23 protein-coding genes and 1 tRNA gene are annotated in these 20,438 nt (G+C 64.5%); 6 read left to right on the forward strand and 18 right to left on the reverse strand.

Annotated features, from left to right (window positions below; all coding sequences use genetic code 11):
• Positions 1–152 precede the first annotated feature (152 nt).
• The 7 genes from VGV07_RS04260 to VGV07_RS04290 all read right to left on the reverse strand — a co-directional run bounded on the left by VGV07_RS04260 (position 153) and on the right by VGV07_RS04290 (position 6,174).
• Positions 153–578, reverse strand: a complete 426-nt coding sequence (locus tag VGV07_RS04260) for an OsmC family protein (RefSeq protein ID WP_326867448.1) — start codon at positions 576–578, stop codon at positions 153–155.
• Between the two features lie 177 nt (positions 579–755).
• Positions 756–1,136: a cupin domain-containing protein gene (locus tag VGV07_RS04265; RefSeq protein WP_326867449.1), complete on the reverse strand. Its 381-nt coding sequence runs from the start codon at positions 1,134–1,136 to the stop codon at positions 756–758.
• A 14-nt stretch (positions 1,137–1,150) separates the two neighbouring features.
• Positions 1,151–2,242: a Gfo/Idh/MocA family oxidoreductase gene (locus VGV07_RS04270; RefSeq protein WP_326867450.1), complete on the reverse strand. Its 1,092-nt coding sequence runs from the start codon at positions 2,240–2,242 to the stop codon at positions 1,151–1,153.
• Between the two features lie 3 nt (positions 2,243–2,245).
• Positions 2,246–3,076 carry a carbohydrate ABC transporter permease gene (locus VGV07_RS04275; protein WP_326867451.1) on the reverse strand — a complete coding sequence of 277 codons (831 nt, stop codon included), beginning with the start codon at positions 3,074–3,076 and terminating at the stop codon, positions 2,246–2,248.
• Complete coding sequence (locus tag VGV07_RS04280) at positions 3,073–4,020, reverse strand: sugar ABC transporter permease (protein WP_326867452.1); 948 nt, start codon at positions 4,018–4,020, stop codon at positions 3,073–3,075. The genes VGV07_RS04275 and VGV07_RS04280 overlap by 4 nt, the downstream gene beginning before the upstream one ends.
• A gap of 158 nt (positions 4,021–4,178) precedes the next feature.
• Complete coding sequence (locus VGV07_RS04285) at positions 4,179–5,441, reverse strand: ABC transporter substrate-binding protein (RefSeq protein WP_326867453.1); 1,263 nt, start codon at positions 5,439–5,441, stop codon at positions 4,179–4,181.
• 64 nt (positions 5,442–5,505) lie between these two features.
• Positions 5,506–6,174 carry a GntR family transcriptional regulator gene (locus tag VGV07_RS04290; RefSeq protein ID WP_055886511.1) on the reverse strand — a complete coding sequence of 223 codons (669 nt, stop codon included), beginning with the start codon at positions 6,172–6,174 and terminating at the stop codon, positions 5,506–5,508.
• Positions 6,175–6,325: 151 nt separating this feature from the next.
• Here VGV07_RS04290 and VGV07_RS04295 point away from each other — a divergent pair, with 151 nt between their 5' ends.
• A complete protein-coding gene (locus tag VGV07_RS04295) occupies positions 6,326–7,525 on the forward strand; it encodes a Tm-1-like ATP-binding domain-containing protein (protein ID WP_326867454.1) in 1,200 nt (399 codons plus the stop codon).
• A 9-nt stretch (positions 7,526–7,534) separates the two neighbouring features.
• Positions 7,535–8,383: a phosphoenolpyruvate hydrolase family protein gene (locus VGV07_RS04300; RefSeq protein WP_326867455.1), complete on the forward strand. Its 849-nt coding sequence runs from the start codon at positions 7,535–7,537 to the stop codon at positions 8,381–8,383.
• 236 nt (positions 8,384–8,619) lie between these two features.
• On the opposite strand, the gene ehuA is transcribed toward VGV07_RS04300, so the two are convergent.
• The 9 genes from ehuA to ectA form a co-directional block, all read right to left on the reverse strand.
• On the reverse strand, positions 8,620–9,402 hold the full coding sequence (gene ehuA / locus VGV07_RS04305) for an ectoine/hydroxyectoine ABC transporter ATP-binding protein EhuA (protein WP_326867456.1): 783 nt from the start codon (positions 9,400–9,402) through the stop codon (positions 8,620–8,622).
• Positions 9,399–10,091: an ectoine/hydroxyectoine ABC transporter permease subunit EhuD gene (gene ehuD / locus VGV07_RS04310; RefSeq protein WP_326867457.1), complete on the reverse strand. Its 693-nt coding sequence runs from the start codon at positions 10,089–10,091 to the stop codon at positions 9,399–9,401. The genes ehuA and ehuD overlap by 4 nt, the downstream gene beginning before the upstream one ends.
• 4 nt (positions 10,092–10,095) lie before the next feature.
• The gene (gene ehuC, locus VGV07_RS04315) at positions 10,096–10,767 is read right to left on the reverse strand and encodes an ectoine/hydroxyectoine ABC transporter permease subunit EhuC (protein ID WP_326867458.1); all 672 of its coding nucleotides are present in this window, start codon (positions 10,765–10,767) and stop codon (positions 10,096–10,098) included.
• An 85-nt stretch (positions 10,768–10,852) separates the two neighbouring features.
• The gene (gene ehuB / locus VGV07_RS04320; protein ID WP_326867459.1) at positions 10,853–11,716 is read right to left on the reverse strand and encodes an ectoine/hydroxyectoine ABC transporter substrate-binding protein EhuB; all 864 of its coding nucleotides are present in this window, start codon (positions 11,714–11,716) and stop codon (positions 10,853–10,855) included.
• Between the two features lie 68 nt (positions 11,717–11,784).
• Positions 11,785–13,242, reverse strand: a complete 1,458-nt coding sequence (locus VGV07_RS04325) for an aspartate kinase (protein WP_326867460.1) — start codon at positions 13,240–13,242, stop codon at positions 11,785–11,787.
• Positions 13,243–13,313: 71 nt separating this feature from the next.
• Positions 13,314–14,243: an ectoine hydroxylase gene (gene thpD / locus VGV07_RS04330; RefSeq protein ID WP_326867461.1), complete on the reverse strand. Its 930-nt coding sequence runs from the start codon at positions 14,241–14,243 to the stop codon at positions 13,314–13,316.
• A gap of 39 nt (positions 14,244–14,282) precedes the next feature.
• Positions 14,283–14,675, reverse strand: a complete 393-nt coding sequence (locus tag VGV07_RS04335; RefSeq protein ID WP_326867462.1) for an ectoine synthase — start codon at positions 14,673–14,675, stop codon at positions 14,283–14,285.
• Between the two features lie 10 nt (positions 14,676–14,685).
• On the reverse strand, positions 14,686–15,975 hold the full coding sequence (gene ectB / locus VGV07_RS04340) for a diaminobutyrate--2-oxoglutarate transaminase (RefSeq protein ID WP_326867463.1): 1,290 nt from the start codon (positions 15,973–15,975) through the stop codon (positions 14,686–14,688).
• 34 nt (positions 15,976–16,009) lie between these two features.
• Positions 16,010–16,507: a diaminobutyrate acetyltransferase gene (gene ectA / locus VGV07_RS04345; protein ID WP_326867464.1), complete on the reverse strand. Its 498-nt coding sequence runs from the start codon at positions 16,505–16,507 to the stop codon at positions 16,010–16,012.
• A 373-nt stretch (positions 16,508–16,880) separates the two neighbouring features.
• Here ectA and VGV07_RS04350 point away from each other — a divergent pair, with 373 nt between their 5' ends.
• A complete protein-coding gene (locus VGV07_RS04350; protein ID WP_326867465.1) occupies positions 16,881–17,327 on the forward strand; it encodes a MarR family winged helix-turn-helix transcriptional regulator in 447 nt (148 codons plus the stop codon).
• A 55-nt stretch (positions 17,328–17,382) separates the two neighbouring features.
• Here VGV07_RS04350 and VGV07_RS04355 read toward each other — a convergent pair whose 3' ends face one another.
• Positions 17,383–17,820 carry a peptidylprolyl isomerase gene (locus VGV07_RS04355; RefSeq protein WP_326867466.1) on the reverse strand — a complete coding sequence of 146 codons (438 nt, stop codon included), beginning with the start codon at positions 17,818–17,820 and terminating at the stop codon, positions 17,383–17,385.
• A gap of 300 nt (positions 17,821–18,120) precedes the next feature.
• On the opposite strand from VGV07_RS04355, the gene VGV07_RS04360 reads away from it, so the two are divergent.
• The 3 genes from VGV07_RS04360 to VGV07_RS04370 all read left to right on the forward strand — a co-directional run bounded on the left by VGV07_RS04360 (position 18,121) and on the right by VGV07_RS04370 (position 19,054).
• Positions 18,121–18,197 (forward strand) — tRNA-Arg (locus VGV07_RS04360).
• A gap of 151 nt (positions 18,198–18,348) precedes the next feature.
• Complete coding sequence (locus tag VGV07_RS04365) at positions 18,349–18,828, forward strand: CAP domain-containing protein (RefSeq protein WP_326867467.1); 480 nt, start codon at positions 18,349–18,351, stop codon at positions 18,826–18,828.
• Positions 18,818–19,054, forward strand: a complete 237-nt coding sequence (locus tag VGV07_RS04370) for a sulfurtransferase TusA family protein (RefSeq protein ID WP_326867468.1) — start codon at positions 18,818–18,820, stop codon at positions 19,052–19,054. Before VGV07_RS04365 ends, VGV07_RS04370 begins: the two co-directional genes overlap by 11 nt.
• 197 nt (positions 19,055–19,251) lie before the next feature.
• Here VGV07_RS04370 and VGV07_RS04375 read toward each other — a convergent pair whose 3' ends face one another.
• On the reverse strand, positions 19,252–20,328 hold the full coding sequence (locus tag VGV07_RS04375) for a D-alanyl-D-alanine carboxypeptidase family protein (RefSeq protein ID WP_326867469.1): 1,077 nt from the start codon (positions 20,326–20,328) through the stop codon (positions 19,252–19,254).
• Positions 20,329–20,438 lie beyond the last annotated feature (110 nt).

The following is a 20,438-nucleotide window of genomic DNA, read 5'->3' on the forward strand; positions in this document are numbered from 1 at the left end:
CCGACCTGCTGCATGGCCGGCCGGTACCGCGCAGCGGGCTGCGCTGGAAATGGGAAGTGGCGCCCTTCGGCGAAGAAGGCCGCCACACCCGGCGTGTGCATTCGATGGCGGCGTGGCCCGACTGGCGCCACGCCTAAGGCGATCAAAAGGCCTCAGACCAGCCGTGCGTCGAGGCTCACGTTGATGGCGCCAAGGGCCCGCGACACCGGGCATTCGGCCTTGGCCTTCTCGGCCAGTTCCTGGAACTTGGCGGCATCGATCCCGGGCACCTTGCCTTCGACCGTCAGGGCGCTGCCGGTGATGCCGGTGCCGGGAATGAGCTCGACGGCCGCGGTGACCTTGAGGTTCTCTGCCTTGGTGCCGTTCTCGGCGAGGAAATGGCTGAGCTGCATGGCGTAGCAGCCCGAATGCGCCGCTGCGATCAGTTCCTCGGGGTTGGTGCCCGATTGCCCGCTTTCATCGACGAAGCGACCCTTGAAAGTATAGGGCAGCGCGGAGAAAGCGCCGCTCAGCACATCGAGCGTGCCGTTCCCCTCCTGCAACGATCCCATCCAGTTGGCGGTGGCAGTACGCTTCATCATCGTCTCCGTGGGTTGCGCCTCGCCGCGAGGCGGTGGCGGACCCTAGCAACTGTGCCAGTTGTCTTGAAGTTCCGCAGCGGAGCGCTTTCAGGAAAAGTTGCAGACTTTCCGGCTCGAAAGCGCGACCATCCAGAGACCTAGATCATTTCATCGAAATCATCTGGCACAAAGCGATCACGCCACGCCGCCACCTTCGTGATCCACCGCCTGGCGCTTGCCGGTCGAGAACATGATCAGCGCGAATACCGGTTCCGAGCCGATCGCCCTGGCCCAGTGCCGCACATCCTGCGGGATACGGATGATGTCGCCGGCGCCCAGCATCACCGTCTCCTTCCCCAGCTTGTGCTCGCAGGAGCCTGAGACGACGTAGAGAAATTCCTCGCAGTTGGGGTGCGAGTGCAGCGGGTTGCGCTCGCCTGGTTTGATGAAGCAGGTGCCGAAGGTCATTTCAGTGCCGGCCATCGATTTGTCGGTGATCTTCCAGTTGAGCTCGCCCCAGCCGGTGCTGACCCGCTCGCCATCGGCGGCGCGGCAGACGAAAGTCTCGATCGTCATCGAACCGCTCCCGCTCAGATCGTGGCCGAAACGCCATGCGGCGTCGTGGCGTAGAAATCATAGAGCTTCATGATGTCGCGCGCCGTCTCCAGCGTCCCCTTGGTCACCGCCCGGCCCTCCAGCACTGCCTCGCAGAAGTGCAGCACTTCGGGCACGTAGCCCAGGGTGAACATGTTGTTGTTGTAGAGCTGGCCCAGCGAGAATTCCGGCTCATACACCACGGTGGCGCTCTCCTCGGGCTGGATCCAGCTCGAGGCCCGGCCATAACTCGGAAGCTTGGCTTTCCGATAATGCGTCAGCTTCACCCCGTTTTCGACCACGGCGTGGCTGCCCTCACCGATCGCCTCGACCCGCTCGAGCGGGCCGCCCCAGCTCTGGCCGGCGCTGAAATGCAGCGCGCCGATGGCGCCCGATTTGAACTTCAGGCTGGCAATCGTCGCCCCGGTCGGCTCGGCCCACTCGAAGCTCGCCCGTTCGATTTCGCCGGCAAGGAAACTGATGATCGCGCCGGGGTGATAGATATGGTCGATCACCGACTGCATGGCGACGAGGTCACCGCGCTTGTCGGGCGCCGGCAGCGCCTGCGGGTAGCGCACCACCAGCGAGGTCAGCCGGCCGAATTCCGGCGCCGTGACGATGTCCTTGAGCTTTTCGATGGCGGGAAAGAAGGTTTTCTTCAGCCCGGTCATGATGTTCTTGCCGGTGCGCTGCGACACCGCGATCAGCTCCTCGACCTCGGCCCGGCTCGCCGCTGTCGGCTTTTCCATCCACACATGCGCGCCGGCTTCGGCCACATCCTTGGCCAGTTGCGTCGCCTGCACGTGGCCGTCTTTGGTGTAGCTGGTGACGATGAACACCACATCGGGCCTTTCGGCCACGAGCATCGCCCGGTGGTCGGTATAGGTGCGCTCGGCGCCGAACACCCGGGCAAAGCCGTCGGCGCGATCCTTCGAAAGGTCGCAGATGCCGACGAGGTCGACCGGCGCATAGCGGAAGGTCGGATAGACGTTGCGATAGGCATGGCCGCCCGCGCCGATGAAGCAGGCCTTGAGGCGCCGCTCGTACTCGAAGTTGTAGCGGATCTCTCTGGGAACGTGGTGCGGCATAACTCAGCCTTTCAGGGCGCCTTGCGTGAGGCCTTCGGTGAAGCGCCTCTGGGTCAGGATGTAGAGAATGATGACCGGCAGGAAGGTGATCACGGTGCCCGAGAACACCAGCCGGAAATCGGTGGAATAGGTCGACGCGAACCGCACGAGGCCGAGCGGCAGGGTCTGGTTGCCGGGGCTGATCAGCACCACCAGCGGCAGGAAGAAATCGTTCCAGGTCGAGAGCGCGGAAATGATCAGCAGCGCCGAAATGGCCGGCTGCGACAACGGCAGAAACACCCGGGTGAGGATCTGGAAATGGTTGGCGCCATCGATCTTGGCAGCTTCGCTCAATTCGTTCGGCACCCCGAGAAAGAAACTCCGCATCAGGAACAGCCCGAACGGGATGCCGTTCGAAACCTGCGCCAGCACGACCCCGGCCATCGAGTTGATCAACCCCAGGTTGAACAGCACCTGATAGAGCGGGATGATGATCGCCTGGATCGGGATCGTCAGCCCGAAGATGAACGCGTAAAAAGTCCACTCGCGCCCCGGGAAGCGGATCTTGGCGAGCGCGTAGCCGGCCGGGGCACAGACGAGCAGCGTCAGCACCACCACGCCCGCCACGTTGATCAGGCTGTTGCCGATCAAGGAGCCGAAGCCGCCGACATTCCAGGCGTCGGCGTAGTTCTGCCACATCAGTTGCCTGGGCAACGCGAACGGATCGCCACGCCCGATCTCGGCTTCGGTCTTCAGACTCGAAACCACGAGCCACACGAACGGCCCGAGGATGATGGCGAACACCGGCAGGAGCAACGCCACCATCGGCCACTCCGAGGGTTTGCGGGCACTCATGACGATTTCCTTGCGCGCCAGCGGTTGAAGGCAACGGTGATGGTGATGGCGAGAACGCTCATCAGGATGCAGAGCACTGCGGCGAGGCCGTGGTCCTGCGCCTGGAAGGCCAGCCGGTAGATGTAGGTGGTAATGATCTCACTGGCGTAGAACGGCCCGCCATTGGTCATCACGAACACCGTGGCAAAGCCTTTGAGCCCGTTGATCATGGCGAGCGACAGCACGAACGTCATCACCTCGCTGAGGCCAGGCAACGTGACGTTCCAGAGCTTCTGCAGAGCGTTGGCGCCGTCGATCTCCGCCGCCTCGTAGAGCGAATGATCGATATTCTGCAGCCCGGCGATGAACAGCAGCATGTAGAGCCCGAAGCCCTGCCAGGAGCTCGCGACGTTCACCGAGAACAGCACCAGCAGCGGGTCCGATAGCCAGCCCTTGGCCCAGCTCGCGAGCCCCCACTGGGTCAGCGCCGTGTTGATGAGGCCGTAGAACGGATCGTAGATATTGGCCCAGATCACCCCCACCACGGCCAGCGAGACGAGGTGCGGCAGGAAGAACGCCGTACGGAAAAACACCCGTGTCCGGCTCAGCCGGCCGATCGCCAGCGCCAGCGCCAGCCCGAGTCCGCCCGCCAGCACCACATGGTAGAACAGCCACAGGAAGGTGCGGCCGAGGCTTTGCCAGATGATCGGATCCTCGGTGGCCCGCACATAATTGTCGAAGCCGACGAAGCTCGCTTCGGTGTTGAAGCCGCCCGAATTGGTGAAGCTGATCCAGATCGTCGCAACGATCGGCGTCAGGCTGAACAGCGCATAGAGCGCAATCGCCGGCAGCATCAGCACGAAAGCGGCCCCGAACCCGTCGCGCGCCCCATCGGCACGGCGTCGTCGGGTGGCTGCAGGCGCGCCGATATCCGTTGGATTGGCTGTGGTGGAAAGGCGGGTCATCTACGGTTCCCGTTGAGACAGACGGCCCCCTCCCGACCTCCCCCATGAAGGGGGAGGTAAAGAGTCGAGCGCTTGGCGAGATGGTGCCAATCCCACCGGCAGGGCACCTCCCCCTTCATGGGGGAGGATGGGAGGGGGCCGTCCGCTTCAGTCAGCACTTACAGCGCCGGAATCTTCGCCTGGATCTGCGCCATGCCGTCCTCGGCCGAGACCTGCCCGCCGATCAGGCCCTGGATCACCTGGAAGTAGGTGTCGAGCGCCGCGCCGGGCATGTAGACCGAGGGATTGAACCCCACGCCGTTGGCCGCTGCCGCAAACACCTCGGCCATGACCGGCTCTGCCGGGTTGAGGTCGGGCATGGCGCGCGGCGAGATCTGCGTGCCGGTCTTGTGCTCGGCGCGGAAGCGCATCACCTCGTCGGAGAGGATGAAGTCGATCCACTTCGCGGCGAGCTCGGGTTGCTTCGAACTGACCGGGATCATCCAGCTCCAGCCGATACCGCCGGTCGGCTTGCTCTCCCCGGCGATATCCGTGGGGATGGTGGCAAAGCCCATATTGTCGATCGGGTACTCGTTCTTGCGGGCATTGCCGATGAACCACGGCCCGCCGAAGAAGATCGCGGCGCGCTTGTTGGTCCACAGCCGCGTCGCCGCCTCGAGATCGAGCCCCGCCATCTGGCCACTTATGTAGCCCTTCCTAGCGAAATCTGAGACACGCTGGGCCCCCAGCAGCGGCTCGGCATCGGTCCATGCCTTCTTGCCGGTCACCACCTCGCCCATCACGCTCGCGCCCGCCGCCGCCTGCAGGAAATTGCCCATCAGGTGGCCGCCATTGGCGTTGTTGCGCGGGCCAACCGCCAGCGGCTCGAGGCCCTTGTCCTTGATCTGCTGCAGCAGCGCTTCGAAATCGGCCCAGCTGCCGCCGATCGTCCAGCCGTTCTCGGCGAACAGATCCTTGTGATACCAGAGCCCGATCGCATCGATGCCATCGGGCACCTCGTAGATCTCGCCGCCGAACTGGCTGCCCAGGATGTCGTAGAGCCAGGGGAAGATCCTGTCCTTCCAGCCCATGTCGGCGTAATGCGCGGTGAGCGGCTGGATCAGCTTGGCGTTGACCACCGTGGTGACGCGGCCGATGCCCGAATTGGTCAGCAGTACGTCGGGGCCCGCATCGGATTGAATCGCGGCCTGCACGGCCCCGTTCGAGATGGTGCCGGTGGGTGGCATGTACTCGACGGTGACGCCGGGATTGGCGGCCTCGAAGTCGGCCTTCAGCTTGTTCCACACCTCGGCGACCAGCGGATCGGCGAGCTGGTCGGTGGCCCAGACCGTCAGGGTCTGCGCCTGGGCCAGGGTCGGCACGGCGAGCAATCCGGCGGCAGCAAGCGCCACGGCCGAAGCCATCAGGGTTCGTCTCAACATGGTGGTCCTCCTCTCGGTATCGCGCCGGTTAACCGGCGTCGTCTGGGCTCGGGCGATACTGTCCCTAGCGTTTGGCCGGCTTCACCTCCTCGAAGCGCGCCAGCACGGTGCGCTGCACGTCGGAGATGTGGGCGTGCATCAGCGCCGCCGCGGTCTTGATGTCGCGGCGGCGGAAGGCGGCGAGGATGTCGTCGCGCTCGCGCGCCGCGTCCTCTGCAAAGGTGTGGCTCTCGTTGGCGATGGTGCGGCCGATCTGGATCTGCAGCGCCAGCCGGCTCAGCGTTTCGATCAGCGCCGCATTGCCGGAGAGCTCGGCGATGGTCTCGTGGAACTCGCGGTCGGCCTGGCCATAGGCCACCATGTCGTCGGCCTTCAGTGCGGCAACGGCCTCATCGAGAATGCGCTCGAAATTGGCGATGTGCCGGTCGCTCATCTGCGGCACCGCCAGCTCGACCGCAAAGCACTCGAGCGTCTTCCTGAGCTCGTAGAGATCCTCGGTTTCCTTTTTCGAAAAGCTGCGGACGAAGAAGCCGCGATACGGCTTGATTTCGATCAGCCCTTCCTTGCTGAGCGTGCCCAGCGCCTCGCGGAACGGCGTCCGGCTCACCTGCAGCTTTTCGGTCAGCGCCTTTTCATCGAGCGGCGCCCCTGACGGCAGTTCACCCGAGACGATCATCCGGACGATCTCCTCGTAGATGCGCTCGCGCAGGGTCAGGTGGCGGATGTCGTTCATTCGGTGGTCGCGGCCTCGTTGTCCGATACGCATTTGTATACAATCAACGCATGAATATACAATATGGAAAATGCACGGTATGGCTATTGCATACCAAATGGCGGCGACAGGTCGCGCTCAAGGGGCTGAGATGCCCGGAAAGAGGGAGGAAATGCCGAAGGTCTATGTCGTTGGAACCATGGACACCAAGGAGCCCGAGCTGCGCTATGCCGCCGAGCAGGTCCGAGCTGCGGGGGCCGAAGCGGTGCTGGTCGATGTCGGCACGCAACGCGCCGGAGTGGGCGCCGATGTCACGGCGGCAGTGGTCGCCACCCACCACCCAGAAGGTTCCGGCGCCGTACTCGGCCTCACCGACCGAGGCAAGGCGGTGTCCGCCATGGCCAAGGCGTTGAGCCGTTACCTTGCCACCCGCAGCGATATCGGCGCCGTGCTCGGGCTTGGCGGCACCGGCAATACTGCCCTCGTCACCGAGGCGATGCGCACCCTGCCGATCGGCGTTCCCAAGCTGATGGTCTCGACCGTCGCCTCGGGTAACACCGCCCCCTATGTCGGCCCGAACGACCTCACCCTGATGTACTCGGTGGTCGATATCGCCGGGCTCAACGCCATCTCGCGCCAGGTCATCGGCAATGCCGCCCACGCCGCGGCGGGCATGGCGCTGACGGCCACGCCCAGCTCAGGCGCCGACAAGCCGGGGCTTGGCATGAGCATGTTCGGTGTCACCACGGCCTGTGTGACGATGGTGCGTGAAGCGATGGAGGCGACGCACGAGGTCTACACTTTCCACGCCACCGGCACCGGCGGCCAATCGATGGAAAAGCTCGCTGATTCCGGCCTCGTCGCCGGGTTGATCGACGTCACCACCACCGAGGTGCCCGACCTTCTGGTCGGCGGGGTGTTTCCGGCGACCGAAGATCGTTTCGGCGCTGTGATCCGTACCGGCCTGCCCTATGTCGGCTCGGTCGGCGCCGTCGACATGGTCAATTTCGGCGCCGAGGAAACCGTCCCCAGCCAGTTCCAGGACCGCAGGCTCCACGTCCACAACGCCCAGGTCACGCTGATGCGCACGACGCCCGACGAGAACCGTCGCACCGCCGAGTTCATCGTCAGCCGGCTCAACCGCATGGAAGGGCCGGTGCGTTTCCTCCTGCCGCTGCGCGGCGTCTCGGCCATCGATGCGCCGGACCAGCCGTTCCACGATCCCACGGCCGACCGGGTACTGTTCGACACCATCCGTTCCGGCTGGCAGGCAGCCCCTAACCGCAAGCTCGTCGAGCTCGACCTCCACATCAACGATCCCGAGTTCGCCGCCGCACTGGTGGCGAACTTCCACGAACTCTCTCCAGCCTGAGACCAGCCCATGACCAGACTTTCCCGTGAAGACATCCTGCTCAAACTACGCAAGAAGATTGCCGAGGGCACGCCGATCATCGGCGGCGGCGCCGGCACGGGCCTCAGCGCCAAGGCCGAGGAGGCCGGCGGCATCGACCTGATCGTCATCTACAATTCCGGCCGCTATCGCATGGCCGGGCGCGGCTCGCTCGCCGGTCTGATGGCTTATGGCAATGCCAACGACATCGTCGTCGAAATGGCCCACGAGGTCCTCCCGGTGGTGCGCCACACCCCGGTGCTGGCCGGTGTCAACGGCACCGACCCGTTCCTCATCCCCGACAAGTTCCTCGATGAGCTGCAGGCGCTGGGCTTTGCCGGCATCCAGAACTTCCCTACCGTCGGGCTGATCGACGGCACCTTCCGCGCCAACCTCGAAGAGACCGGCATGAGCTATGCGCAGGAAGTCGAGATCATCGAGCGCGCCGCGAACAAACAGCTGCTGACCACCCCTTACGTCTTTTCCAGCGACGACGCCGTGGCCATGGCGAAAGCCGGCGCCGACATCATCGTCTGCCATCTCGGCCTCACCACCGGCGGCTCGATCGGCGCCGAGACCGCGCTGACGCTCGACGATTGCGTCGAAAAGATCGACGCCTGGTCGGCCGCCGCCCGCCGCGTCCGCGACGACGTCATCGTCCTCTGCCACGGTGGGCCGATCTCCATGCCTGACGACGCCCGCTACGTGCTGGAACGAACGGCGCAATGCCACGGCTTCTACGGCGCAAGCTCGATGGAGCGGCTGCCGACCGAAACAGCCATCGCCGGGCAGGTCACCAGCTTCACCTCGCTTGCCGTCGGCAGGCAGTCGCGCGGCTAGCAGCAGTTTAGCCAAGCCGGCCGGCGGAGTTTGCACCATAGCCCCACGAAGATCCCTGATGCAGGACCATTCCCCCGGCCGGCCCTTTGCCGAGCCGCTCATTTCCGACGCGACGATTTGCAGTGACCGGCGGCAAGCCGGTCATGTCGCGGCGGACGGCACTGAAGCCGCTCCTGGCAGATTGGGGTGGCAGGCGAGCGGTTGGCGTGCGCCCGTGGAAGGACGCATCCGCAACATCAAGCGTCGAGCACCGCGGCGAGGAATTCCCGGGTGCGCTGCTCCCTGGGGTCGGTGAACAGCTGTTCGGGCGTGCCCTGCTCGCGAATGCGGCCCTGGTCGAAGAAGCAGACCCGATCGGAAACCTCGCGGGCGAAGCGCATTTCGTGGGTCACCAGCAGCATGGTGAGGTCGTGCTCCTCAGCCAGCTGCCCGATGACGTTGAGCACTTCCCCCACCAGTTCGGGGTCGAGCGCCGAAGTCGGCTCGTCGAACAGCAGCACGTCGGGCCGCATCGCCAGGGCGCGGGCAATACCGACACGCTGTTGCTGGCCGCCGGATAGCTGATGGGGGTATTTCTGCGCCTGATCGGCGAGCCCGACCAGTTCCAGCAGCTCTTCTGCCCGGGTCCGTGCCTCCACCTTGCTGAGGCCCAGCACCTTCACCGGTGCCTCGGTAATGTTGCGCAGGACCGTCATGTGCGGGAACAGGTTGAACTGCTGGAACACCATGCCCAGGCGCGAGCGCATCTTGCGCAGGTGCGCCTCGCTGGCGGGGCGCAGGCCTTCGGGGCCCTGCTCGTGCCAGAGCGGCTCGCCGCCAACGGTGACCACGCCCCCATCGATGCCCTCGAGGGTCATCAGGATGCGCAGCACCGTGGATTTGCCGGAGCCGGACGGCCCGATGATGGTGACCTTTTCGCCGCGCTTGACCTCAAAATCGAGCTTGTCGAGCACAGTCAGATCGCCGAAGCGCTTGACGACCTGGTCGAACGTGATGATCGGATCGGTGTTATCGCTCACTTCAAGGGTATCCCCTGCTTGGGTAGCCAGGCGTCGAGCAGGCGTACGCCTGCGGACGCGACCAGCGTCATGATCAGATAGAGACCGCCGACCAGCGACAGCGGAATGAGGTAGCTGAACGTGCGGTCGCCGACGATCTTGGCGACGTTGAGCATCTCGAGCACGGTCACCACCGAGAGCACCGGCACATCCTTCATGATCGAGACCAGGTAGTTGCCCATCGCCGGCACGATCCGCGGCACCGCCTGCGGCACCACGATATGGGTGAAGGTACGCACCGCCGAGAGGTTGAGCGCTCGCGCCGCTTCGTGCTGGTCACGCGACACCGCCTCGAGCCCGGCCCGATACACTTCCGAGGTATAGGCGCTGTACTGGATGCCCAGCGCCAGGGCCCCGGTCATGAAAGCCGGCAAGACCACGCCGTACTCGGGCAGCACGTAGTAGAGAAAGAACAGCTGCACCAGCAACGGGGTGTCCCGGATGAACTCGGTGACCACCGCTGCAGGCCACGAAACCCAGCGGGATGGCGCACTCTTGAGCACGGCGAACAGCAGCCCAAGCACGAGGGCGACGAGGAAACCAAGCACCGCAGCCTGGATTGTCACCCACATGCCGATCAGGAGGATCGGCAGGATCGAGACGGCGAAGGCCAGCGGGCTGGAGAGATCCCACTCATATCCGAACAACATGGGGCTAGCCTTTCGCGGCGCGCCAGCGCGCCAGATAGCGCTCGAGCGCCCGCATGATCACCGTAAGCACCAGCGCCATGCCGAAATAGGTGAACAGCACCATGGTGTAGATCGTCGTGCTGTCCTGGGTGAAATTGCGGATCTGCTCGGCCCGGAATGTCAGGTCGCCCAGACTGATCAGCGAGACGAGGGCAGTATCCTTGAGGTTCTGCACGGCGAGATTGCCGAATGACGGCATCATCTCGGGCACCGCCTGCGGAATGACGATGTCCCACAGGGTCTGGCGCGGCGAGAAATTCAGCGCCCGCGCCGCTTCATGCTGATCGGTATGTACGGCCTGGATGGCCCCGCGCACCACCTCTGCGCCATAGGCCCCGATATTGAGGCCCAGCGCCAGCACCCCGGCCAGCACCGGCGGCAGGCGCAAATCGAGGCCGATTGCCGCGCCGGCCAGCGGCAGCGCGAAATACAGCCAGAACAGCTGCACCAGCAGCGAAGTGCCGCGAAACACCTCGATATAGGCGACCGAGACGCCCTTGAGCACCCAGTTGCCCGAGAGCTTGCCGATGCCTGCGGCGAAGGCCAGCACGGCGCCCAGCACCGTCGAATAGACCGTCAGCTGGGTAGTGACCCAGGCGCCTTGTAGCAGCGGCGCAGCATATTCCGTCCAATGCATTTACGTTCCCCGCACGGCAGCGCTGACACACGCCGTGGGCGGGCGCCGGAAGCACCCGCCCACATCGGTTGTCGTCCAGCCTCGATTACTGGGCGCAGAGCGCCTCGGTCGTGCGCTTGCCCGAGCCGTCGATATCGGCCTGGGTGAAGCCGTAGCCGGCGAGCGTCTCGGACCAGGCGGGCGTCTGCTTGAACTCGGCCAGCGCGCCGTTGACTGCATCGCGCAACTCTTCATTGCCGTTGGCGAACGTGAAGCCGCCCCAGCTGCGCACCACCTCACCTTCGATCTCGGGATCGGTAAAGTTGGCGGCGACTTCGACGCTGTCGTTCTGCTTGGCGAGGCCGCTGGCGGTGAGACCGGTGGCAGCATAGGCATCGGCACGTCCGGTCGAGACCGTCGAAATGGCATCGGCATTGGCCGCGATCGTCACCAGGTTGGCCTCGGGCACACCCAGCGCCTGCATCATGTCCAGCTGGTCGGCACCCGCCATGATGGCGACCTTGAGCTCGGTGTTCTCGGCGAAATCGGTATAGGCGTGGATATCCTTGGGGTTGCCCTCAGCCACCAGCAGGCCTTCGCCATAAGAACTGTTGGGCTCGGAGAACAGCACCTGGGTGCAGCGATCGGGACGGATTGCCATTTCGGCGGCAACCATGTCGAAGCGGTCGGCCTTGAGGCCCGGGATCAGCGACGAGAAGCTGGTGGTGACCCACTCGATGTTCTCTACGCCCAACTTTTCCATCAATGCCTTGGCGACATCCGGGCCGGCGCCGAGCGCCTCGCCGCTGGGATCGACATAGCCGTAGGGGATCTCATTGGCGACAGCGATGCGGATCGTCCCCGCCTCCTTGATTTCCGCCAGCGTCGCGGCACTGGCGGCCGTGCCGGCGACCGCGGCGAGAGCGATGGCGGAAACGGCCATGAGTGTCGTCTTTGCGAGATTGGTCATGTGTTTCTCCTGTTTCATTGTGGGCAAACGAGCCGGCTGCCGCCCATGGAAATCAGCCGGTGACTAGCCTAGGCGACGGCCTGCAACTGCTGCTGCGCGACCGGCGCCCGGTCTTCGATCAGCCCCTTGTGCAGGGCGGTGAGGGTGGCCTCGAAATCGGCCGGCTCGACAATGACCTGCAGGTCCACCTTGCGGATCAGGTCGTGCACGCCGAGCGGGTGAATCCCGGCTGCGGCCAGCACATTGATGGCCTTGAGCAGCACCGAACTCTCGCCGATGTCACGGCCGATGGCCGAGACCAGCGAGACTTTGCGCAACGCGATTTCGGCGTTCGGGAACTCCTCCGAAAGGTCGGCTTCGACCCGCTTGATGGCGTGCATCGACCCCTTGAGGAAATGCGTGATCGTGTTGGCATTGGAGGTCTTGGAAATGATCCACACCTTGTGGCGCTTGAGAGCCTCGAGGATCCGGGCGTCGTAGCCCTTGACCCCGACCATGTCCTGGTCGTGGAACTCGAAGGCGTAGACGTTCTGCAGACCGGTGATGATCTCCACCTGCGGCTCGACAGCCTCGAGATCCGAGCGGATCAGGGTGCCGTCATGCTCGGGCTCGAATGCATTCTTGATGCGCAACGGGATGCCCGCCTGGCGCAGGCTTTTGGCGGCACGGGGGTGGATGGCTTCCATCCCCATGTTGGAAAGCTGGTCGGCCACATCGTAGTTGGTCTCGCCGATGACGCGGACCACGTCCGCACCCACGACGCGCGGATCGGCCGAGGAGAGATGGAACTCCTTGTGGATGATTGCCTCGCGGGCCCCGGTCACGACAGCCGTCCGTGACAAGGTCACCTCGCTGTAGCCCCGGTCATAGGTCCCCATCAGCTCTTCGCTGCACCGGGCATAGCCGGTGACGATCGGCAATTCCCGCGCGAGGTCGACATCGGCAAGCGCCCGCAGGATGGTTTCGTCGAGCGGCCGCTGACCGTCTTCGCGCCACCCGGTCAAATCGATGAACCTGGCTGCCACGCCCTCCTGGTTGAGCAGCAGGCTGGTGTTGAACGCCGAGTGCGCTTCACCCACCGAGGACAGCATCTCGCGCACGCTCAGCAGGTGCTGGCCAAGCTGGAAATGGCCGAACGAGCAGACTCGCGACAGATCGACGAGACAGGAGCGCACTTCCTCGATACGCTCGCTGACGAAGCGGTCGGCGGTGCGCCGAGCCACTCCATTGCCGAAGATCGTGTCGTTGATCTTCAGCATCTTGTCGCTGACGATGCCGAGCGCGTCACTCCACGCCTTGCCGCCTTCGGCGCTGGCAAACAGCGCGTACACACCGGGCTTGCCGGACTTCTTGTGTTCGAGCAGGGCATCGGTGATCCCGGCATAGGCCGAGACCACGAAGATGCGGTTGTAAAGCGCCTGCCCCCTGCGCCGGCGCTTCAGCACCGTGTCGAGCAGCTCGGCGGTGCGGGACATCGACGTCCCGCCAATCTTTTCAACGGTATGAGTCCGGATCGGATCAGTCATGAAATCTGCGACGTCCCCCTTTTGAGGGGCCGCCCTGCCAGCTTTGAGAGAGAGTTCGTGGAGCGGCCGGCTCACGCCAGCTTGCCGCTTTCGATGGCGATCGGTCGCTCGGTATCGCGCGAACTCAGGAATGCCGGGCGCGGGGCCTTGGCGGCGAAGGGTTCGACGACCCGGTTGCTCCAGGCGTTGTAGACGAAGAACGCATTGGAACGCGGAAACGGCGTGATGTTGCCATTGGAGCCGTGCAGGGTATTGCAGTCGAACAGGATGACCGTGCCTGCACGGCCGGCCGCGTAGTCGACGCCAAACTGCTGGGCCATCCGGCTCAGGCTGTCCTGCGACGGCACCCCGATTTCCTGCCTCTTGAGCGAGGTCTGGTGGTTGTTCTCCGGGGTCTCGCCGGCACAGGCGACGAACGTCCGGTGCGAGCCTGGCATCAGCATCAGCGGGCCATTGAGCGCGTCATTGTCGGTCAGCAGCACCGAGGCGGAGATGGCGCGCATACGTGGCATCCCGTCCTCGGCATGCCAGGTCTCGAAATCGGAGTGCCAGTAGAACTCCTTGCCGGTGAACCCCGGCTTGTAGTTGAGGCGCGACTGGTGCAGGTACACCTCGTCATCGAGCAGGAAGCTCACGCGGCCGGCGATCCGCGCGTCGCGCGCCAGTCGGTCGAACAGGTCGCTTTGCGCGTCGAGGCGAAACACCGTGCGGACCTCGTCGGAGCCGGGCTCGGTAATGACGTCTTCGGCTGCCAGCTTGGCCTCGCCCGACCGCATGCGGGCCGATTCCGCCTGCAGCGCCGCGACCTCCGCAGCAGAAAAGACGCCCTTGAGAATGATGTAGCCGTTCTTTTCGAACTGATCCGTCTCGGCGCGGGTCAGCGGCGCCGCGGGGGTCCACTTGCCCCAGACGGCAGGATCCTGACGTTCGATCCACTGCTCCTGCGGCAGGCGCGTGGGATACAGGTCCTGATTGGCGGTGTTGAGCGCGTGCATGTTCATGGTTTCGCCTTTCGTCGGTTCTTGATTGGGTGTGCGGGCTCAGGCGTGCTCGACGGCGGGCGCGTATGACCCGTCTTCGCGATGCACCTCGCGGCCGCTCACCGGGGGGTTGAAGCAGCACGCCATGACCATCTCGGTGGTGGCGGACAGGCGGTGCCGGTCATTGCGATCGAGCGCATACAACACGCCGGGCCGGATCTGGTGCACCTTGCCGGTGTCGAGTTCCTCGATGCTGCCTTCGCCCGAGATGCAGTAGACGCTTTCGAAATGGTGCTTGTAGTGAAACACGTGGCTCGTGTTGGCGTGGATGCGCGTGATGTGAAAGCTGAAGCCCATTGCATCACCGGCGAGCAGCAGTCGGGTGCTGTCCCAGCCATCGGCGATGACCAGCCGGTCGCCGGCCCGGGCTTCGGTGAGATCTCTGACGATCATCTTGTTCTCCCTACTCTGCTGCCGCCCGCTGCGACCCGAGGATCGCGCCGAACGCGGCCTCCAGCGTGTCCAGGCCGGTGGCAAACTGGCGGCGCGTTATGGTGAGCGGGGCGAGCACCTTGACGACTTCGTCGAAGCTGCCCGACGTCTCGATGATGAGGCCCTCGGTGAAGCATCTCCGGCAGATCGCCTCGGCCTGTTCGCCGCTTTCGGTTTCGACCCCCAGCATCATGCCGCGCCCCTTGACGCGCAGCCCGTGCTCGTCGGCAATGGCGCCCAGCCGGTCGGCCAGATAGCTTGCCTTGTCGCTCACCTCGGCCGCGAAGCTGTCGTCGGACCAGTATTTTTCCAGAGCCGCGGCAGCGGTGACGAATGCGTGGTTGTTGCCGCGGAAGGTTCCGTTGTGCTCGGCTGGCCGCCAGATGTCGTATTCCGGCTTGATCAGGGCGACCGCCAGCGGCAGCCCCATGCCGGACAGGGACTTGGCCAGCGTGACGATATCGGGCTTGAGGCCCATGCCGTCGAAGGAGAAGAACCCGCCGACACGGCCGCATCCGGCCTGGATGTCGTCGATGATGAACAGCGCGCCGTGTTTGCGGGCAATGGCCTCGATCTTGCGCAGCCACCGGGGTGATGCAGCATTGAGGCCACCTTCGCCCTGCACCGTCTCGACGATGATTGCCGCGGGCAGATCCAGTCCGCTCGACGGATCGGACAGTTGGCGATCGAGCAGCTCGGCGGTATCGACGTCGGCGCCGTGATAGCCGTCGAAGGCGGCTCGTGTGACGCCGGTCAGGGGTGTGGCGGCGCCCTCCCGATGTTTGCGGTTGCCGGTCGCCGCCAACGCCCCCAGCGTCACGCCGTGAAAGCCGTTGGTGAAGGCGATGACGTTGTTGCGCCCCGTCACCTTGCGCGCCAGCTTGAGCGCCGCTTCCACCGCGTTCGCTCCCGTCGGGCCGGTGAACTGCACGTGATGGTCGAGACCCCGCGGCTTGAGGATGTTTCGCTCGAAACTGGCGAGAAACCGTTCCTTGGCCTTGGTGAACATGTCCAGCCCGTGGGCGATGCCGTCTTCCGACAGATAGTCGATCAGCGCCGCCTTCAGGTCGGGGTCGTTGTGGCCGTAGTTGAGGCTCGAGCAACCGGTCAGGAAGTCCGTATAGGAACGGCCCGCCGCATCGTAGACGGTGGCTCCGAGTGCACGGTCGAACACTTTGGGAAAGCTGCGCGAATAGGAGCGCACCTGGCTCTCGACGCGTTCGAAAGTTGCCACGGCGTGCGTGGCGATAGAACTGCTCATTGCTTGCGGCTCCTGGTAATCTGGTAGTGGTGGGTTAGGCCGACAGCGCGGCGATACGGTCCGGGTCGAATGGGCCGATGCAGACACCCAGTTCGCTGTCGTGGCTGCCGCCGAAATGGGTGTCGTGCAGGAAATGCTCCGCCTGCCGCATCTGCCCCTTAAGGGCCCGCGCCGCCGAGCCGAACAGCGCCCACGAGGCAGTATTGGTTTCGGTGATGGTGCAGGTCAGGTACCGAACTCGGCTCGATGCCGGCCGCGCCAGCACGGCGCCGATCAACTTGCGGGCAATGCCCTGTCCACGGGCACGCGAACCGACGCAGATCTGCCATACGAACAGGGTGTCTTCGCTCTCGGGCGGGATATAGCCCGAGAGCCAACCCACCAGTTCCCCGCCGATCTCCGCCACCGCACAGGTCTGTGCGAAATGGCTGCACTGCAACAGGTTGCAGTAGAGCGAGTTCTTGTCCAGCGACGGCGTTTCCTCGATCAGCTGCCACACCCGGCGGGCATCCTCGGCAAGGGGAGTTCGCACGCGGACTGCAGGCTTCGCCCGCAGCGACGCCGCGTCCCTCAACACTGTGTTGCCATGAATCATGGGTGCATAATTAGTCTGTAAAAACTAAATGTCAACCGATGACGCCGGGATTTCTGACGCCTATGGAACGGCAGTTCCAATCTATCTCCATGATATATCTCGTGTAATTGCGATACAAGGTTTTGATGATCGCCACATGTGAGACGAGATTGGTGCGAAACCGTGAACGATAATTAGCCTGTGCTAACTAATTTTAGCGGTGGCCTTCCGCTGCGCCCGGGCTTGGGCGGGCCCGGCCTGTCGAGTATTGTCGGGCGACCAGCGACAAGGATTCCAATTGGAAGACCGGACCAAACGGGCGTTGATTGCCATGCGGAAGATTCTCCGAACCACGGAGCGCAACGGCAAGCAGGTGATGAGCCGGACCGGCCTCACTCCGTCGCAACTGATCTTCATGCAGATGCTGGACGAGGAACGCGAACAGACGGCCGGCCAGGTGGCGGCGCGTATGGGGATCACCCAGGCGACGACGACCGCGCTGCTGCAGAAGCTCGAAGCTTTGGGGATGGTCCAGCGCCGCAAGGGCGAGCATGACAGGCGGCAGGCATGGCTATCCCTGACGCCGGCCGGACAACAGGCCCTGGCGATCGCGCCCGACGGCGTACACGCCAAATTCCACAAGCAGTTCAGCGATCTCGAGGATTGGGAACAGGCAATGCTTATTGCCTCCCTCGAGCGGGTCGCCGCCATGCTGGGCGACCACGAGGCCGACGTCGCCGCGGTGCTGGATTCTACCGACGTCCTGTCGGGCGAGTGAGCCCCATTGCCGGATGACATTGAGCCGGCCGCTTGGCGCGACCGGCTCTCGTTCGTTACGCGGCCTTGACGATTTCGACGAGTTCGACGTCGAAGATCAGGTCCTTGCCGGCGAGCGGGTGGTTCGCGTCGACCTTCACGCTCTTGTCGTCGAGATCGACGATGGTGATCGGCAGCAGGTTGCCGTCGCTGGTGCGTGCCTGCAACTGGGTCCCGACCTTGGCGTCGATCCCGGCCGGCAGCTTGGAGCGATCGAGGCTCTGTACGGCTTCCGGCCGATGTGCGCCATAGGCCTGGTCCGAGGGAATGGTCACGGTGTTCTTGTCGCCCGGAGCCATGCCGGCGACCTCCGCTTCCAGCCCCTTGATAACTTGCCCCTCGCCAATGGTGAATTCCAGCGGCCGCTTGCCGGCCGAGGTATCGAACTGCGTTCCGTCGGTCAGACGGCCGGTGTAATTGATGCGAACAACGTCGCCTACTTTGGCTTGGGTCATGGCTGTGTCCTTCTGTGAAATGCGGGCGGATAACTCCACGCCCTTCCAGTGAGGCCGCGCGCAGGAGCGCACGACAGCGAGTGGGTAACTTAGGAGGCTGCGGCGCAGATTTAAACCGGCGTCGCAGAATTGGGTGGCACTTGGTCGAACATTTCCCCCACACTTGCCCGCCGGTTGTGCTGCCCGCGCGCGGGCAGAGCGCGACACGCAGGTGCCGACCTGCATCTCGCGGTGTCGATGCAGAACGTATGGTTTGCAGGAAGCACCGCATTTGCTATGTGCTGGTCCCGACAGTTCGGCGACCCCGTAGCTCAGCAGGATAGAGCGTAGGATTCCTAATCCTAAGGCCATGAGTTCGAATCTCATCGGGGTCACCAAACTGCGGGTAACTGGTGCCTCCGGGGTCGCCGGGGTCAGCGCACTGCTTGCAAGCGGTAATTTCCCTGAGCTGTGGCAACGGCTGATCGGCGCGCTCGTTACTGCATGAGGCCATGCCGGACTTCCCCGGCCGTAACAGGAGGACCGACAATGAACCTCAAGGGATACCCAGCCCTCGCCCGCCTCGCGCTTGCTGCCGCGCTGGCGGCCGGTCTTGCCGCCTGCTCGATGGGCGGCGGCGGCGGCCAGCTGTCGCCGGGCCTGTCGGCCCCGATGAACCAGCCGGGCGCCCGGCTTAACCGCGTCGAGGCGCTGTTCCTGCTCAACGATTTCCGCCGCGCCCAGGGCGCTGCCGACGTGCGGGGCGACACGGTGCTCGATTCCACCGCGCAGACCCTTGCCACCAACTATGCCAAGTCGGGCGCCCAGCCCACGCTCCCCGCTGGCGCTGTGGTGATGCGGCTCAGCGCCGGTTACCCCACCTTCGCCGAAGTCTTCTCGGGCTGGCGCAACGTGCCGACTGACGCCGCGGCTATCGCCGACCCGACCGCCAAGCGCGCCGGCCTCGGCGTCGCCTACGATCCGAACTCGTCGCATGGCGTCTACTGGGTGCTGGTGCTTGACGACTGATCTCGAGACAATCGACTGCCGCGGGCTGAAATGCCCGCTGCCGGTGCTGAAGATGGAAAAGCGCCTGTCGCAGCTGCCGGCAGGCGCTTCGTTCATGGTGCTCGCCACCGACCCGATGGCCAAGGTCGATATCCCGCTCTACTGCCGGCAGAACGGCCACGAATGTGCGATCAGCCGCGAGGCCGAGGTGCTGCGCTTTGCGATTGTGAAGGGTGGCGCGGGCTAGGCCCAATCAGAGCCTGCAGCCCCACCCCACCCAGCTTCGCTACGGCTCCGCCTAGCTACGCTACCCTCCCCATCAAGGGGAGGGAGACGCGACTGCTAGCTTCGGTTCCATCGTTTCCCTCCCCCTTGTGGGGAGGGTAGCGAAGCTAGGGCCGGCGGCCCGTAGCGAAGCTGGGTGGGGGTGCCCCCACGCTCCAGCTAGTCTTCGACCGATGCCACCGCCTCCGGGGCCCAGGTCGGGCGCGGTCGCGGCAGCGGCACGTCGTCGACCAGCACACCGAGGTCGGTTGCCGCATAGGTTACGCCGTCGATCTCGTCGGTCAGGTAGCTCGGGTGGCCTTTGAGGCCCATCGGGAACGCAGCCTCGCGCTCCTTGACATAGGCCTTGGCCTCCTTGCCGCAGATCTGCGCGCGCATGTTCACCGGCGGCTCATCGATGTTGGCGAGTTGCACCACGTTCTTGCCGGTGCCGTTGACCGCGCCGGAGAGGCCGCGCAAAAACAGTTCGGCGGTCATCTCGTTGCGCTCGCGCGCCGACGAGCCGCCCAGCACCACCGCCAGCATCGAGCGGCCGCCGCGCTCCACCGTCGCGACGATGTTGAGGCCCGAGGCGCAGACATAGCCGGTCTTCATCCCGGTGGTGCCGGCGAAGTGCTCGAGCAGCCCATTGTTGGATTCGAGCTTGGCCTTGCCCAGCCGCACCGCTTCGGTGCCGAACATCGGCAGGTATTGCGGGAAATCGCGACGGAGGATCAGGGCGAGGATCGCGAGGTCACGTGCCGAGGTCACCTGCCCTTCGTTGTGCAGCCCATGCGGGTTGACGAAATGGGTGGCGCTGAGCCCCATCGCCGCCGCCATGCCGTTCATCTCCTCGACGAAGGCGGGCACCGAGCCGGAAACGGTCTCGGCAATGGCGACAGCCATGTCGTTGGCCGACTTCACCACGAGGATATAGAGCGCGTCCTTCATGGTCACCGCGGCGCCGACCTTGAGGCCGGATTTGCTCGGCGCCTGGTTCCAGGCGTTCTTTGACACCTTCACCTTGGTCTCGAGCGTCACCTTGCCGGCCTTGATCGCGGCGAATGCCACATAGGCGGTCATCAGCTTGGTCAGCGATGCCGGGTGCCACGGCACGCCCGCGTCCTCGGCATAGAGGACCTCGAAGGTATTCGCATCGACCAGCAGCAGCGGGTTCGCCCAACTGGGCGTCGTGCCGAGGCTGACGAGGATGACCAACAGGCTGGCGGCGATGCGCCGGCGAAGATGCGCGAGCAAGGCGCCTCCAGATGCGGTACTCAGGCAGCGCTTTCAGGAAAAGTTGCAGACTTTTCCGGATCGAAAGCGCGACAAGGGAAAAACTCGGAGAATTTCACCGAGACGGTGAA

Source organism: Devosia sp., assembly GCF_035944845.1.
Taxonomy (GTDB): Bacteria; Pseudomonadota; Alphaproteobacteria; order Rhizobiales; family Devosiaceae; genus Devosia_A.